Below are 15,306 nucleotides of genomic sequence, written 5' to 3'. Positions count from 1 at the left end.
ACTGCCGAGGATGGAGACACCTAATGACAACGGTCGACCTGCACCTGTCGGACCATGGCGCGAGAGCCGACGGCACGAGCACCACGCATACCCAGTGCAGCCTGTGTGAGGCGCACTGCGGCATTCAGGTCACAGTGGCCGACGGCAAAGTCGCGCGCATCCAGGGCAACCCTGACGATGTGTTCTCGCACGGATACATCTGCCCGAAAGCGACCGCGATGGGCGGACTGCACGACGACCCGGACCGGCTACGTACACCGATGCGGCGCGTCGGCAACGACTTTGAACCCGTGAGCTGGGAGGAAGCCTTCGCCGACATCGGGACCCGGCTGCGCCGGATCCGCAAAGAGCACGGCAACCAGGCTGTGGGGATGTACCTCGGCAACCCTGCTGCGCACAGTTCGGCAGCTATCTACGGCCTGCTGCTGCGCGCGGCGCTGATGACGCCCAACTTCTTCTCGGCATCGAGCATCGATCAGATGCCGCACGAGTACGCGGCCTGGAGGGTGTTCGGCTCCAACGTCCTCGTCCCGATCACCGACATCGACCGGACGCAGCGCCTGGTGATCCTTGGAGCCAATCCGGCCGTGTCCAACGGATCCCTGTCGGTCATGCCCGGCGCCAAGCGACGCATCAAAGCAGTGCGCGATCGCGGCGGGACCGTCGTTGTGATCGACCCGCGACGCACCGAAACGGCGAAACTCGCCGACACACATATCGCGGTGCGTCCCGGAGGCGACCTCTATCTGCTGCTGGGCATGCTGCATGTCCTCATCAACGAAAACCTCTGCGACGCAGCGGCGATCGCCAAGCAATCGGTGGGCCTGCCGCAGCTGCGACGCTTGGTGGCCGGCGCCAGCCCCGAGGCCGTCGCCGCGCGCGCCGGTGTCGACCCGGACGTGATCTACACCCTGGCTCGCGACCATGCAGCGGCGGAGTCGGCGGCGCTGTACTGCCGTATCGGCATCTGCCAGCAGGAGACCGGGACACTGGTGAGTTGGCTGGTGATGGTCATCAACGCCGTCACCGGAAACCTGGACCGACCGGGCGGAACCATGTTCTCCACGCCCGTCATGGATGTGCCGCGGGTGGCCAAGTACATTCCGGCCGGCCACGGCGCGTGGACGGACCGGTCCGGACACTACAAGTCATTCCGGGGTGAGCTCCCCGCGATCACCATGGCCGACGAAATCCTCACCGCAGGCGAGGGCCAGATCAAGGCGATGATCACCTGCGCCGGGAACCCGGTGTCATCGATCCCGCAGAAGGGCCGTCTGGACCAGGCCATGGCCTCGCTGGATCTTTATGTGGCGGTTGATATGTACATCACCGAGACCAGTCGGCACGCGGACTACATCCTGCCGCCGGCCTCACCGTTGGAGCGCGAAGACGTCGGACTGCTACTGACGGTCTTCAGTGTGCGCAACAACATCCGGTATCAGCATCGAACCTTCGAGCCACCGCCCGGCACCAAAGACGACTGGGAGATCCTGAGCCTGCTCATGCTGGAGTTGCTTCCGACACCGCTGCGGAAGATGGTCGCACCGGTACGTAAGCCACTGCTCAGGACGGTCAGTCCGCGGCGCATGGCCGCCATCTCCCTGGCGACGGGGCCGTACGGCTGGGTCCGCAGGGGCCACAAGGGCATAACGATGCGACGCCTGCGAGACAGTGTCGGCGGGCTGGACCTCGGGCCGCTGCGCCCCCGGCTGCGCGAAGTCATCGCCACCCGCGATCGCAAGGTCCAGCTCGCGCCGGACGAGTTCATCGATGCCGCAGCCGCATTGCTCGACGGGCCCGCCGGCCCGACCAGCGCCTATGACCTCCAGCTCATCGGACGACGCCAGCTGCGTAGTAACAATTCATGGCTGCACAATGTGCCGTCGATGACCAGTGGCTCCAACCAGTGCACGCTGCACATGCACTCCAACGACGCCAAGATCCGCGGACTGGCCGAAGGTGACATGGTGGAGGTGACCTCCGACATCGGAAAGATCGCCGTTCCGCTGCACATTAGCGACGACATGCGGCCCGGCACAGTCTCGGTGCCCCACGGCTGGGGGCATCGCAACACGGGCTGGCGTCACGCCGACTCCCTACCGGGAGCCAATGTGAACGACTTGCATGATCCGAAGCGGGTGGACACCTTCACCGGGACAGCCGCGGTCAACAACACCTGGGTCGCCGTCGCCGCCAGCACGGCACTAGACACGGCGCCTACCGCGTAGGAATAGCCCCCGCGACGACGGATAGACCGCTCAGCTTCCGATCGGAGCCGCTTCGGTTCGAACTCGACGCTGAGGCCCGGAAGGTGTTCGGCACGATCTATGACCGCATCGAGCGCGTGAAGGTTGACGCTAACGCCCTTCGCGATGGCGGCGGGATGGCTGAGGCGTGGGGCAAGGCCGCGGGTCGGGCGTTGCGGATCGCGCGGGTTTTCACGCAGATTCAGATGACCGATGCGGAACTCGCCGCTCCTGGGTCCGAAGCTCATCACTGCGGAGACGATCACGAACGCATGGGCTATAGCCGAGTGGCTCTTGGCCAGCGCCGCTCACAGCATGGGCGGAGCCACTCCAGCCAGTCCCGAGCAGTGTCACCCCGCCATGAGAAGGTGCAACTTATGCAATTCGACCTCGACCTGCTCCGCGAACGTGTCTTCACCAAACGCGACAAGATTGCGTCCGACTACAGCATTGCCGACCCGGCCGACAACCCGACGGCCTTCGCAGCACAAGTAATTGATGCGATCGACCAGCGCCCGGCCGAGAATCCACTCGATCAGCAAGTCACAAGCGACGCTGTGTTCCGTGCAGCTGTCGCAGCAATATGGAGCAGTGGGACAGACTGGAAAGTGGTATTGCGACGTCGCGCCAACGTCGAAACGGCCTTGCACCAGTACGATCCCGAAGCGCTGGCCAATGATCCTGACGTCACAGTCGCCACGCTCAGCCCCAAGCTCGGATCCCGATTCCAAAAGGCCCATGCAACCGCAATCTTGAAATGGGCAGAGCGGCTTGCAGCAAATCCGGACTACTACCAACGGGTGATTTGCGCGGTCGGCAAACAACTTCGAAGTGCAGCAGAGCCTGCCAGGCTCACCGATGGTGAGCTGATGATCGCCTTGGCCGTCCTCTTCAGCGAAGGCGCGACCACTCGAACGCCGGTAGATTCGGTCCCCGCGCGGGAACTCAAGGCACCCGGCATGGGTATCGCTATCAGCTGCGAGTTTCCGCGCAATCTCCGCTGGAGCGGATTCAAACCCGACGTACACATCACGCGGCTTTTCGATCACTGGGCGGCGATCCACCACCTCCCCCTAGCTGCGCAGCGGACGCGAGCGGAGGAGATTGTCAGACTAGTGGGACGTCGCCGCCGCGAGGACATGATCACATCCGTGCAATATGCGCTAGCCGGACTTCATCACACACCCGCCGACACCCCAGCCTCAGAAGCCGACAACCTCATCTGGCTCCTTGGCTCCTACATCGAGCCGATCGGCGCTGAGACTGAGCTTCCCTACCTTCGGTGACCGACGCGCGTCGCCTTGCTTGTCGGACCCTGCGTCCACAATCGACGGCGTCGTCCGAAGAGGGGGGTTACAGGTATGGGCTCGTGTTGGGTAAACCTTGAGTTCTGGGCCATGGAACGGGAGGGGGTTACGCTGGAAGACGTTCTCGCCCAGTACCGGAAAGAAGGCCTCCTGCTATCGGACGCCCCGAATGCAGAGAACTGTTGGTTGATCGCTGACGACGCCACATGGGACGGTCAAATCCCCCCGCTCACTGCTGAAGCTGCCCAGCGGCGCCAACGTATGAATGAAGAATTTCTCACCACCTGGGACGGTTCAATCGGCGCCATCATCTATCCCGACGGGCGGGAGGTGCGGATGGACTGCTTCGAGACCAAGACACTGGTCAGACTATTCCCCGACGACCTGTTACCCGGTGAAGCCGAAATAGTCGACATCGACAGTCTTCTCAAACTTGGTTGCTCCTGCAGGATGACACCCGGGTTCGCCTACAAGCCGTTTCCCGGAGTCGACGAAGCGGACACTGGCTAGCTTCCAGCGGTATTCACACCTAGCCGTAGAAGTCGGCGACGGCCTTCGCGGCGCGGGAATGGTGGTCGTGCATGGCTGGCGTCACAGGATTAAGAGTGGAAGTGCCCATCATGAACTTCAACAGGCTCTTCTCCGAGCCGCCGCCACCGCGCCGGACGAGCCCGCGGTCTATGACGCAGTCACCGTCGCCCGCGCCAGCGGGTACAGCTGGCCTTTGATCGGCTCCGCGCTCGGCGTTAGCGGTGAGACGGTGCAGCGGCGTTACGGGTGACCAGCGGCTACGGCTGAGCAGTCACGGGCTCCGCGCCGGGTTCCGGAGAAGTTCCGGGTGCCGGAGCAGATTCAGAGCCAGGCGGGACATACGTGCAGGAATGGTCGGCAATCTGGTCGCTGTGCCCGTACGGCACAAGGTGTGCGACACATTCGTCGCGACCGCCGTCGGGATAGGTGCAGTGCCTGGATTGGACCACCCAAAACCCTCCGGCGGACTTGCAGGACACGTCCATCTTCTTCGTGCATCCGTCGTACGCAACAAAGTCGGGAGCTAAAGCGGTGCACACACCGTCGGCGTGGGTCACCGGTGCTGGCGCTGCGAGGAACAGGGCGGCGGGTGGGATGGCGAGTAGAGCTTTGATCCACATGATTCGCATCCTCAGCTCGGCTCGCCGACAGGTTCCGGTGCTGACTCAAGAGTGTCGGGGCATAGCTCATGCTGTGCTCCTTCGATCATCACGTTGGGGATGATCGCGTTTGAAATTGGGCTGAGACCATGTCGAGCGTCACCTGTCCGGTGAAGGTTGTCGCACGTCCCATGGCCGATATTGATTGCCGCCTCCGGCGATTGCACGCCCGGGTGATACGTGAACCCGTGGGCGAACAGGTAGTCCAGGTAGGACTGATCGTCTGCTGTCGCCACGCCAGCCGTTCCGAGCAGCAGCCCCGCCGCGGCCACACCAGCGCTGAGCTTCTTTGCAATGCGATGCTTCGCAGTTCCTGACGTCGACAAGGTCATGTGCAGAGCGTCTGGTCCGCAACGTCCGCGATTACGGCTGTTGCGTACAGCATGTTGGACGGGCGCGAGCGCCACAATTCGCCGTTTCCGTCTGCCTTGTCGTGGCAGTATCTGGTCGCTATGTAGAGAAGATTCTCATCCGGTATCAGCTGCAGTGCACCAGTGGCGTGGTACTGGTCGAGGAAGTCCTGACGGGCGTCAGCCATCGCGGGCGGTGCGCTGAGCAACACAGTGGCGGCAAGAACGGTCGTCATCGTCAGAGCGAGCTTCACTGCGGACCGCCGAGGGTGTCGGGGCAGAGTTCGTGCTGGACCGCGTCGATCATCATCGGACGCAGATGTGCAGTGTCCCAAGTTGATTTCGGCATAGCCTCTTCAGCCGGTATTCCTGCTCGGATCCCATCGCAGGTCATGCGTCCGATCATCAATGTTTCGGAATCGCCCATATTGCCGAAGTACCCGTATCGGTCCGGCAAGCCGTTCGCATGGACCAGGTCCAAAAACGACCTTGCATCCGCCGAGGCCACACCAGCCGTTCCAATCACCAACCCCGCCGCGACCACGCCAGCGCTGAGCGCCTTCGCAATTCGTCCCATTGCGTTTCCCTTCGGTGGCCAGGTCATGGGCACAGTGCGTGGTCTGCGACGTTTGCGACTGCAGATGGTGAGAACTTTGGCGTCCAAGGTTGCCCGTACCACCAGGCTCCAGCGTTACGTGATTTCTGCTCGCAGTAGCTTTCCGCGACGTAGACGAGCTGATCATCGGAAAAACCTTGATGAGCGCCAGCGGCGTGATACTGGTCGAGGAAGTCCTGACGGGCGTCAGCCATCGCGGGCGATGCGCCGAGCAACACAGCGGCGGCAAGAACGCCTGTCAGCGCCAGAACGAGCTTCACTTCGGACCTCCGAGGGTGTCGGGGCAGAGTTCGCGCTGTGCTGCTTCGATCAACTGTTGAGAGACCATCGCATTGGAAACGAAGTTGAATCCAGCACGAGGATCTCCACCGAACCTCAAGTTGTCACAGATGACACGACCGACGGCAAGTCGAGACGACGGCGCATTGTCGTAGTAGGTGATTCCGTGCTCATCTGTGTAGCGCAGATAGCTAGCGTCGTCGGCCTGCGCCGCTCCTGCAGTTCCGAGCAATAGTCCCAGCGCCGCAATACCGACCCCCTCCCTCCGCACGACCCGCCCCATCACGATTTTCATTTCGGAGCTTCAACAGTGTCAGGGCACAACTCGTGCTGCGCCGCTTCGATCATGAGGTCGTCGAGTGATGCCGCCATGAACGGATTTACGCCATTGCGTGGTCCACCGTTCCAACGGATGTTGTCGCAGATTATGTGCCCGCCCTTGATCGCGCTCGTTGCTGACGACACGTCGTAGTGATAAGTCCAGCCGTGGCTGAACAGGTAGTCCAGGTATGACTGTTCATCCGCGGACGCGGTGCCCGCTGTTCCGAGCAGTAATCCCAACAACCCAACAGCGATTCCCACCGTCCACGCGATACGCCCCATTGCGTTCGTCACTTCGGACCTTCGAGGGTGTCGGGGCACAGCTCGTGTTGGGCGGTTTCGATCAACTGTTGAGGAACCGTAACGTTGGTCCAAGAATTGAATCCGGCGCGAGGGTCTCCGTCCAGTTTGATGTTGTCGCAGATTTGTCGGCCGATGGCTAAGCGGTTCGCAGATGAGGTGTAGTAGTTGCCCGCGCCGGTCTCATTGAGCTGGTCCAGATAGGACCGCTCGTCGGCGGACGCGGTCCCCGCTGCTCCGAGCTGCAGCCCCAACGCAGCAATACTGATTCCCGCCGCCCGCGCGATACGCACCATTGCGTTCCTTCTGCCTTCCAACTGTCGCTCTCAGCGCTCCAGTATCACCGAACGACCGCAATAATGCCCGGCGGTTTGTCAACATTCCCGCGACAGCGGTCCACCGGGACGCGCGGGAACTGGCTCCGTCGCAGCCCCGGGATCGGAGCCGACTTAGGTCAGCGTTACGAGTGCTGATCTGCGGCGTTCAGTCGTCCAAGTCCCACGACGCGTCGACGGACCGCACCCACCCGAGCTTCTCGATCTCCTCGCGGCAGATTACGTGCACCGGCCGTTCCCCCAACCGTGCGATCGCCGGCCGCAGAACCGCCGCGTAGGCGGTGACGGTGTTCGGGCGCGCTGACATCGCGTCCAGATAGGCGTCGGCGACCTGGCGCAGGGTGACACCTGTCAGTGTCATCGGAACGCCCCGGCACCGGTCTCCGCGCTCGGCGTTGTAGGCGTCGATCGCATCCTGCAGTTTGGCGAACCGGCGCTTCTGCTGCTGCTGCCGCCTGCCGTCGACCTTCCCAGCCTCCACCCGCACCTGATAGCGGGATTCGCCCCGCACTGTGGTGATGACCTTCACGTACGACGGGATTCGCGCCACGGCGGCAACGGTAGGGTGAATAGCCCGCCTTGAGTGTCATTCCGTGTCAACACCCCGAGATACGGCACCTCGCCCAGACAAGCAAAACCCCTTCCGACGCTGGTCAGAAGGGGTTTCATCTGTCGGGCTGACAGGATTTGAACCTGCGACCACTTGACCCCCAGTCAAGTGCGCTACCAAACTGCGCCACAGCCCGCCACCACCGCAACAACCCCGGCAGCAGGTCGAAAGCCTACCGCAACCCGCCGGGTGTCCCGAATCGGCGTGGCGTCACTTCGACCGCGTAGGCTCCCCGCGAGACTGCCCTCTCGGCAGCGCCACTACCCTCGGGAACCGCTACTTGTGCAGATCCCCTTCGTCGAAGGACTACTTCGCATGGTCGAACGTCGCCCGGACCCGATTCAGATCACCAGGCCTCTTGTAGACGACGCCGAAGTCGTCGACGTCGTCGACACCGGCGACACCATGCTGCTGCTGCAGAAGATGGAGAACCGGCTCATCCGGCACACCCTGCGCAGGCCCGATGTGCTGACCGCCGAGCAACTGCGCCGGCTGCGGTATCTGCTCAACTTCGCCCGGCTCGACGATTTCGAGCCTGGCGCCGCCGGCCCGGGTGGCACCCGTGGCCGCGGCGACGTCTCCGTGGGCGCGGAGCTGGCCCCGTGGCGGGCCAGGGTGACCGACGCCCTACGCGGTCCGCTGCGCGAGGAACGCGACCCGGTGATCGCGATGACCGCCGCCCGCGACGCCCTGGGGGCCCTGGCCGCCGAACAGGACGAGCAGCGCCGGCTTCTGGTCGAACGCCACGGCAATGACTTCTCGCAGGCCGAGCTCGACGCCGAGGTGGGCCACAAGAAGCTGGTCGCCGTCCTCGGCGGTGGCGGCGGCGCGGGTTTTGTCTACATCGGCGGCATGCAGGCGCTGATGGAGGCCGGTCCGGTGCCGGACTATCTGATCGGGTCGTCGATCGGCTCGGTCCTGAGCTCCGTCCTCAGCCGGGCGCTGCCGGTGCCCATCGAGGAGTACATCCGGTGGGCCAAGACGGTGTCGTTCCGCGCCATCCTGGGACCCGAGCGACTGCGTCGCCGCCACGGCCTGACCGGTGTGTTCGCCTTGAACTTCGACCAGTTCGCCGACTCCATGTTCCGCCGTGAAGACGGCGAGCCGATGCGGATGTCGGATCTGGCGATTCCGTTCGATTCGGTGGTGGCCGGGGTGCGCCGGCAGCCGTTTGCGGCCCTGCCCTCGCGGTACCGCAACCAACGCCTCGCCGCTTTGCAGTTGCGGTCCTTCTCGTACCTTCCGATCGGGCTCGGCCCGCAGGTGGCCACCCGCCTCTGGCAGACGGCCGCGTTCATCGACCCGCGGGTGGTCACCCCGATCGTCATCGGCGGCGACAACCCGGACCGCGACGTCAACGTCGTCGACGCGGCGTCGTTCTCCTCGGCGATTCCCGGTGTGCTGCACCACGAGACCAAAGATCCGGCCATGGAGCCCATGTTCGACGCGCTGTTGGCCGATAACGACGTCGGAGCCCTGGTGGACGGTGGCGCGGCCAGCAACGTTCCCCTCGAGCTGGCCTGGAAACGGGTCCGTGCCGGCCGGCTGGGCACCCGCAACGCCTGCTATCTCGCCTTCGACTGCTTCCACCCGCAGTGGGACCCCAAGCACCTGTGGCTGGTGCCGATCACCCAGGCGATCCAGTTGCAGATGGTGCGCAACGCGCCCTACGCCGACCATCTGGTCCGGTTCTCCCCGACGCTGTCGCCGGTCAACCTGGCGCCGTCGGCCGCCACCATCGACCGGGCCTGCCAGTGGGGACGCAAGAGTGTCGAGCACGCCATTCCGGTGGTCTCGGCGTTGCTCGAACCGGTCTGGTGGGAAGGCTCCAAGCCCGCGGTGGTAAGCCCGCAGGCCGCCGAGCCCGCGCAACCGGCGCATCCGGATGCCGCACCGATGAGCACCGTGATGGCCGCGCTGCGGGGGCCGCGGTCCCGCTGGGAGCGGTGGCGCAGGCAGAACCCCGCCTGAGCGGCTAGACCGCCATCAACCGGTAGAGCCCGATCAGCCCGACCACCAGGATCACCGCGCGTAACGCGTTGGGAGACAGCCGGCGCCCGTAGTGGCCACCCAGGTATCCCCCGATCAGCGAGCCGACGGCGATCAATCCGGCTGCGGGCCAGCTGATCCGGTCGAAGGCAGTCGCGACGTAGGCCGCAGCCGCGACAACGTTGACGATCAGCACCAGCAGGTTCTTCGCCGCGTTCATCCGCTGCATCGACTCGGGCAGCAGGACCCCCATCACGCCGATCAGCAGAATTCCTTGGGCCGCGGCGAAATACCCGCCGTACACGCCGACGGCGAAGGTGCCGAGCGCCAATGCCGCCAGTCGGCCATCGCTGAGCTGATCCACCGAGCGGCCCGCGGCCACCGCGCGGCGCTGCGCCAGCGACTGAATCCGGGGACCGACCACCACCAGCACCAGGGCACCGATCAACAACGCCGGGACGATTCGGTTGAACACACTCTCGGGCAGGTGCAGCAGCAGATACGCCCCGAGCACCGCGCCCAGCAGCGAACCCGGGATCTGCCATCGCAGCCTGGCCCACTGGCCGCCCAGCTCGCGACGGTATGCCCAGGTGCTGGAGATGCCGCCGGCCACCAAGCCGATCGCGTTGGAGATCGTCGCAGTCAGCGGCGCAAATCCCAGCGTCACCAGCGTCGGAAAGGTGATCAGGGTTCCCGAGCCGACCAGGGAGTTGATCGCCCCGGCGCCCACCCCGGCCAGGATGATCAGCACCATCTGCGAGACCGGCACCTGCAGCACCCTACGCTGGGGCGGCAAAGGATCGGGAAAGATCCCGACGCCGGGCTGAGAGGTGAGGCGATGATCGGCACTATGGGAAAGCTGGCGGTCAGCGCTGCCTGCGGGCTGCTGTGCGCCATCGGAGCTGCGTCAGCGGCCCAGGCCGAGCCTGAGGTGCCTTCGGGCCCGTACGCCTTCACTGCCCAGCACGGGCCGTCGCAGCGGACGGCGACGTGGACGTTCACCCCGTGCGGCCCGACCTGCACCACCGTCGAAGGGGAACGCTGGCTGCAGCACGCGGAGTTTCATCTCAACGGTGGCCGCTGGGAGTACAGCGGTGGGGGCAGCATGGACTGCCCGGTGGATCACACGCCGCTGCCGATATCGAGAACGGCCAGCTTCGATGCGGTGACGCTGGCCGGCCAATGGACCACCACCACCCTCGAACCGTGCGGTCGGGGGCCGGCCGGCGGAGTGGTCGGGCAGTGGGATTTCCAGTTGACCAAGGCCGGCTGACCTAGCGAGAACGCTTGGGGCCGCGCTTCTCTCGCACTCGCACATTGATCCGGATCGGGCTGCCTTCGAATCCGAACGTCTCCCGCAGCCGTCGTTCCAGGAAGCGGCGGTAACCGGCCTCTAAGAATCCCGAGGAGAACAACACGAACGTCGGCGGACGCGACGTGGCCTGGGTGGCGAACAGGATGCGCGGCGCGCGGCCGCCCCGTGCGGGCGGCGGGGTCGCCGCGACCACCTCTTTGAGCCAATTGTTGAGCTGGCCAGTGGAGATCCGCTTGTCCCAGGAGGCCAGCGAGGTCTCCAGCGCCGGCACCAACTTCTGCACCGCGCGACCGGTTTTCGCCGAGATATTGACCCGCGGGGCCCACGCCAGCCGGGCCATGTCCCGGTCGATCTCTTTGTCCAGCAGGTAGCGCCGGTCCTCGTCGACCAGGTCCCACTTGTTGTAGGCCAGCACCACCGCACGGCCGGCCTCGACCACCATCGAGATCACCCGCTGATCCTGCTCGGTCAGCGGTAGGGACGAATCGACCAGCACGATAACCACTTCGGCGGCGTCGATAGCGCCGTGGGTACGCACCGAGGCATAGAACTCGTGACCGCTAGCCTGCCCGACCTTGCGACGCAGCCCCGCGGTATCGACGAAACGCCATATCTTGCCGTCCATCTCGATCAGCGAGTCGACCGGATCGACCGTCGTGCCGGCCACGTCGTGCACCACTGAACGCTCGTCTCCGGCCAACCGGTTCAGCAGCGAGCTCTTGCCCACGTTGGGTTTGCCGACCAAAGCCACCCGGCGCGGTCCGCCACCGCCGCCGGCGGTTTCGGCCACCTCGGGCAGCTTGGCGATCACCTCATCGAGCAGATCGGCCACTCCACGGCCGTGCAGTGCACTCACGGTGAACGGTTCGCCCAGTCCCAGCGACCACAGCGCCGCCGCGTCGGCCTCGGCACGTTCACTGTCAACCTTGTTGGCAGCCAAGAACACCGGCTTGCCTGATCGACGCAGGATCCGCGCGGCGGCCTCGTCGCCGGCGGTGGCGCCGACCACCGCGTCCACCACCAGGATCACCGCGTCGGCGGTGCGCATTGCCACCGCCGCCTGCTCGGCCACCAACTGCTGCAGACCCTTGGCGTCGGGTTCCCAGCCGCCGGTGTCCTGCACGACGAAGCGGCGCCCGGTCCACAGCGCGTCGTAGGACACCCGGTCGCGGGTTACCCCGGGCAGATCCTGCACCACCGCCTCGCGCCGGCCCAGGATCCGGTTGACCAGTGTCGACTTGCCGACGTTCGGACGGCCCACCACGGCCACCACCGGCGGCGGGCCGGCATCCTCGAGAAGGTCCTCGAAACCGCCGTCTTCGCCTATCTCCCAGTCGCTCTCGTCGACCCAGGTGCCGTCTGACTCAGAAGGACTCATCGGATCGCCCCGCAATGCTGCTCGACCAGATCCCGCAGGTGCTCGACAACCTGCGCCTGGGTCATGTGCCCGGTGTCCACGATCACCGCATCATCGGCGGGCCGCAGCGGCGACACCGCCCGCGTGGAGTCCATTTCGTCGCGGCGAAGCACATCGGCCAGCACACCGGCGTAGTCGTCGCGCAGTCCGGTCGCAATGTTCTGGTCGTTGCGCCGCCGGGCGCGGGTCTCGGCCGAGGCGGTCAGATAGATCTTCACGTCGGCGTCGGGAAGCACCACGGTGCCCACGTCGCGGCCCTCGACCACCACGCCACCGGCCTCAGCGGCCAACTGCTGCTGCACCGCCACCAACCGGGTGCGCACCGAGGGAATCGCCGATACCGCCGACACCGCGCGGGTCACCTTGTCGCCGCGGATATCCCGCGAGACGTCCTCTCCGTCAAGGTAAGTCCGGTCGCCCTCGGGCACCGAGTCCACCGAGACCTCGACGCCCTCCGCGATACGGGCAATGCCGTCGATGTCATCGAGAGCGACGCCGGATCGCAGCACCGCCAGGGTGACGGCGCGGTACATCGCACCGGTGTCGAGATAGCGTGACCCCAGCGCCTTCGCCAATCCCCGGGCCACCGTGGACTTTCCGGTTCCGGCCGGCCCGTCGATGGCCACCACGGCGCTGCTCGCGCTCACAGCCCGACCGCCTTGTACAGTTCGCCGACTTCTTTACGACTCAGTGCCCGGATACTGCCCGGTCGCTGCTCCCCCAGCGCCACCGCGCCGATGTCGGTGCGCACCAACTCCTGAACCGGAAATCCGACCGCCGCCAGCATCCGCCGCACAATGCGCTTGCGGCCCTCGTGCAGGGTCACTCGCACCAGGGACTTGCCGGGCACGGCGTCGACCACCGCGAAGTCATCGACCTTCGCCGGGCCGTCGTCGAGTTCGACACCGTCGCGCAGTTTCTTGCCCAGCCCGCGCGGCACGGACCCGAGCACGGTCGCCACATAGGTCTTGGGCACCTGATAGGACGGGTGCATCAGCCGGTGCGCGAGTTCGCCGTCGTTGGTCAACAGCATCAAACCCTCGGTGTCGGCGTCGAGCCGGCCGACGTGAAACAGCTTGGCGTCGCCGCGAACCCGGTGTTCGACGTAGTCGCCGATGCACGGTCGCCCGCGGTCATCCGACATCGTCGAATGCACTCCGCGCGGCTTGTTCAGCGCCAGATAGACCCGCGAGTCATCCACGGTCACCCGGGCGCCGTCGACCCGTATCACCGCTGCGGTGGGATCGACCCGGGTGCCCAGCTCGGTCACAACCTGCCCGTCCACCTCGACCCGGCCGTCGCGGATCATCTTCTCGGCAACGCGACGCGAGGCGACCCCGGCCTGCGACAGAACTTTCTGCAGGCGCACACCTTCGGCATCAGGCTCGAAATCGGAGAAGGCCATCAGAGATGGTCCACATCGAAGGTCAGCGGCTGATCGGCCGTCGGCGCACCGCCGAGCTTCATGAAACGCGGTTCGCTGTCCAGGGTTTCGCTCAAGTCATCGATCACGTCGACGTCGGGCAGCAGCGGTGCGATGTCGGGCAGGTCGGCCAGCGAGGACAGACCCAGCCGTTCCAGGAACAGCTCGGTGGTGGCGAACGTCACCGCGCCGGTGTCGGGGTCCGCGCCGGCTTCGGTGATCAGGCCGCGCGCCAGCAGCGTCCGCATCACCGCGTCGACGTTGACGCCGCGCACCGCGCTGACCCGGGCGCGGGTCACCGGTTGGCGATAGGCGACCACGGCCAGTGTCTCCAGCGCGGCGCGGGTCAGTTTGGACCGGGCGCCGTCGAGCAACAGTCGTTCCACGTAGGGGGCGAACCGGGCGCGGGTGTAGAGCCGCCAGCCGCCCCCGGCCTCCCGCAGGTCGATCCCGCTGTCGCGTTCAGCGAGTTCCTCGGCCATCCCCCGGAGTTTGGCGGTGATCCGGTACACCGGCTGGTCGGTGGCGGCCGCCAGGGCCTCGACGGGCACCGGTGTGTCCACCACCAGCAGCAGCGCCTCCAGCACCGCGCCCAGCTCGGCATCCTCGAGTTCGGGGGCCAGGGCGACATCGATTCCCAGATCGGAGCCGGCGGGCCCGGCGGACTCTTCCGCCGATACCTCCGCAGACCCAGGATCTGCCGTCGATTCCGCGGCCCAGGCATCCTCGGGCGCCTCGGATTCGGGCATGTGGTCAGTCATCAATTCGTCTCGCACTACTCGGCCGATTCTGCTTTCACCAGGTCTACTAGCTCTCCCGTGGTGGGGCGTTCCCCGGTCCACGACACCTGGAGCACACCAAGTGGTTCTGACTGCTCGAATGCTACCGCCCGCGTTCGATACAGTTCGAGCAGCGCCAGGAAGCGGCCGACGATCTCGATCGGCACCTTGCAGTCGGCGACCAGTTCGGAGAACGACGCCCACTGACCGGTGCCGCGCGCCTCCAGCAGCCGCAACACCACGCCCGCCTGCTCGGGCACCGACACCATCACCTGATGCAGGTGCTCGGTAGCCACCACCGGAACCGGGCGCGGTGTGAACGCGGCCGCCGCGATCTGGGCGAACGACTCAGCGTCGACGCCCAGCATGACCTCGGGAAGCAGGTTGGCGTAGCCGTCCTCCAGGGACACCGAGCGCGGGTAGCTGCGCAACGCGGCGGCTTCCAGCTCGGCGAACATCTGCGCGACGTGCTTGAACGCCCGGTACTGGAGCAGCCGCGCGAACAGCAGGTCACGGACCTCCAGCAGCGCCAGGTCTTCTTCGTCGTCGACCTGGCCGGCCGGCAGCAGCCGGGCCGCCTTCAGGTCCAGCAGGGTGGCGGCGATCACCAGAAACGCGGTCGTCTCCTCGAGCCCCAGCTGCGCGCCGACGTCGCGGGTGTAGGCGATGAAGTCATCGGTGACTTGATGCAAGGCCACTTCGGTGACGTCGAGGCGGTGCGCGAAGATCAGCTGCAGCAGCAGGTCGAAGGGACCCTCGAAGTTGGTCAGGCGAACCTGGAAACCCGGCGGTTCAGCGAGGCTCGACGAAGGAGAGCCGACGCTGGGAC

19 protein-coding genes and 1 tRNA gene are annotated in these 15,306 nt (G+C 65.6%); 5 read left to right on the top strand and 15 right to left on the bottom strand.

Annotated elements, in window-relative coordinates; genetic code table 11:
* Positions 1-23: 23 nt before the first annotated feature.
* From AWC16_RS13865 to AWC16_RS13855, 3 genes are all read left to right on the top strand, one after another.
* Positions 24-2,228 carry a molybdopterin-dependent oxidoreductase gene (locus AWC16_RS13865; protein WP_085265333.1) on the top strand — a complete coding sequence of 735 codons (2,205 nt, stop codon included), beginning with the start codon at positions 24-26 and terminating at the stop codon, positions 2,226-2,228.
* 83 nt (positions 2,229-2,311) lie between these two features.
* Positions 2,312-3,532, top strand: coding sequence for a hypothetical protein (locus AWC16_RS13860; RefSeq protein WP_085265332.1), 1,221 nt, complete (start codon positions 2,312-2,314; stop codon positions 3,530-3,532).
* A gap of 111 nt (positions 3,533-3,643) precedes the next feature.
* A complete protein-coding gene (locus AWC16_RS13855; RefSeq protein WP_133055944.1) occupies positions 3,644-4,063 on the top strand; it encodes a hypothetical protein in 420 nt (139 codons plus the stop codon).
* 652 nt (positions 4,064-4,715) lie between these two features.
* Here AWC16_RS13855 and AWC16_RS13850 read toward each other — a convergent pair.
* From AWC16_RS13850 to AWC16_RS13815, 9 genes are all read right to left on the bottom strand, one after another.
* On the bottom strand, positions 4,716-5,075 hold the full coding sequence (locus tag AWC16_RS13850; protein WP_085265330.1) for a DUF732 domain-containing protein: 360 nt from the start codon (positions 5,073-5,075) through the stop codon (positions 4,716-4,718).
* A complete protein-coding gene (locus tag AWC16_RS13845) occupies positions 5,072-5,347 on the bottom strand; it encodes a hypothetical protein (RefSeq protein WP_085265329.1) in 276 nt (91 codons plus the stop codon). Before AWC16_RS13845 ends, AWC16_RS13850 begins: the two co-directional genes overlap by 4 nt.
* Entirely contained in the window at positions 5,344-5,670 is a 327-nt protein-coding gene (locus AWC16_RS13840) for a DUF732 domain-containing protein (RefSeq protein WP_085265328.1), read from the bottom strand. Before AWC16_RS13840 ends, AWC16_RS13845 begins: the two co-directional genes overlap by 4 nt.
* Before the next feature lie 23 nt (positions 5,671-5,693).
* Positions 5,694-5,969 carry a hypothetical protein gene (locus AWC16_RS23910; RefSeq protein ID WP_133055943.1) on the bottom strand — a complete coding sequence of 92 codons (276 nt, stop codon included), beginning with the start codon at positions 5,967-5,969 and terminating at the stop codon, positions 5,694-5,696.
* Entirely contained in the window at positions 5,966-6,283 is a 318-nt protein-coding gene (locus tag AWC16_RS13835; protein WP_085265327.1) for a DUF732 domain-containing protein, read from the bottom strand. Before AWC16_RS13835 ends, AWC16_RS23910 begins: the two co-directional genes overlap by 4 nt.
* Positions 6,280-6,603 (bottom strand): DUF732 domain-containing protein, encoded by a 324-nt coding sequence (locus AWC16_RS13830; RefSeq protein ID WP_133055942.1) that lies wholly within the window; start codon positions 6,601-6,603, stop codon positions 6,280-6,282. Before AWC16_RS13830 ends, AWC16_RS13835 begins: the two co-directional genes overlap by 4 nt.
* A complete protein-coding gene (locus tag AWC16_RS13825; protein WP_085265325.1) occupies positions 6,600-6,905 on the bottom strand; it encodes a DUF732 domain-containing protein in 306 nt (101 codons plus the stop codon). The genes AWC16_RS13830 and AWC16_RS13825 overlap by 4 nt, the downstream gene beginning before the upstream one ends.
* Before the next feature lie 187 nt (positions 6,906-7,092).
* On the bottom strand, positions 7,093-7,494 hold the full coding sequence (locus AWC16_RS13820) for a hypothetical protein (protein ID WP_085265324.1): 402 nt from the start codon (positions 7,492-7,494) through the stop codon (positions 7,093-7,095).
* A gap of 122 nt (positions 7,495-7,616) precedes the next feature.
* A tRNA-Pro gene (locus tag AWC16_RS13815) sits at positions 7,617-7,690 on the bottom strand.
* A gap of 146 nt (positions 7,691-7,836) precedes the next feature.
* Here AWC16_RS13815 and AWC16_RS13810 point away from each other — a divergent pair.
* Positions 7,837-9,525: a patatin-like phospholipase family protein gene (locus AWC16_RS13810; RefSeq protein WP_234812269.1), complete on the top strand. Its 1,689-nt coding sequence runs from the start codon at positions 7,837-7,839 to the stop codon at positions 9,523-9,525.
* Between the two features lie 4 nt (positions 9,526-9,529).
* Here the strand turns inward: AWC16_RS13810 and AWC16_RS13805 are convergent, their stop codons facing one another.
* Positions 9,530-10,312 (bottom strand): sulfite exporter TauE/SafE family protein, encoded by a 783-nt coding sequence (locus tag AWC16_RS13805; RefSeq protein ID WP_207572321.1) that lies wholly within the window; start codon positions 10,310-10,312, stop codon positions 9,530-9,532.
* Positions 10,313-10,381: 69 nt separating this feature from the next.
* Between AWC16_RS13805 and AWC16_RS13800 the strand changes: the two genes are divergently transcribed.
* Entirely contained in the window at positions 10,382-10,816 is a 435-nt protein-coding gene (locus AWC16_RS13800) for a hypothetical protein (protein ID WP_133055941.1), read from the top strand.
* Position 10,817: 1 nt separating this feature from the next.
* On the opposite strand, the gene der is transcribed toward AWC16_RS13800, so the two are convergent.
* From der to AWC16_RS13775, 5 genes are read right to left on the bottom strand one after another with little or no spacing between them, the layout of a single operon-like run.
* Entirely contained in the window at positions 10,818-12,236 is a 1,419-nt protein-coding gene (gene der, locus AWC16_RS13795; RefSeq protein ID WP_085265321.1) for a ribosome biogenesis GTPase Der, read from the bottom strand.
* Entirely contained in the window at positions 12,233-12,922 is a 690-nt protein-coding gene (cmk, locus tag AWC16_RS13790; protein WP_085265320.1) for a (d)CMP kinase, read from the bottom strand. The genes der and cmk overlap by 4 nt, the downstream gene beginning before the upstream one ends.
* Positions 12,919-13,680 carry a pseudouridine synthase gene (locus tag AWC16_RS13785; RefSeq protein WP_085265319.1) on the bottom strand — a complete coding sequence of 254 codons (762 nt, stop codon included), beginning with the start codon at positions 13,678-13,680 and terminating at the stop codon, positions 12,919-12,921. Before AWC16_RS13785 ends, cmk begins: the two co-directional genes overlap by 4 nt.
* Positions 13,680-14,459 (bottom strand): SMC-Scp complex subunit ScpB, encoded by a 780-nt coding sequence (scpB, locus tag AWC16_RS13780; RefSeq protein WP_085265445.1) that lies wholly within the window; start codon positions 14,457-14,459, stop codon positions 13,680-13,682. Before scpB ends, AWC16_RS13785 begins: the two co-directional genes overlap by 1 nt.
* 14 nt (positions 14,460-14,473) lie before the next feature.
* On the bottom strand, positions 14,474-15,247 hold the full coding sequence (locus AWC16_RS13775) for a segregation/condensation protein A (protein WP_085265444.1): 774 nt from the start codon (positions 15,245-15,247) through the stop codon (positions 14,474-14,476).
* Between the last annotated feature and the right edge of the window lie 59 nt (positions 15,248-15,306).

The sequence above is a fragment of the Mycolicibacter longobardus genome (assembly GCF_002102265.1).
Classification (GTDB): domain Bacteria; phylum Actinomycetota; class Actinomycetes; order Mycobacteriales; family Mycobacteriaceae; genus Mycobacterium; species Mycobacterium longobardum.
Note: the sequence above shows the minus strand (reverse complement) of the source record. Positions and strands in the feature narration are given on the sequence as shown.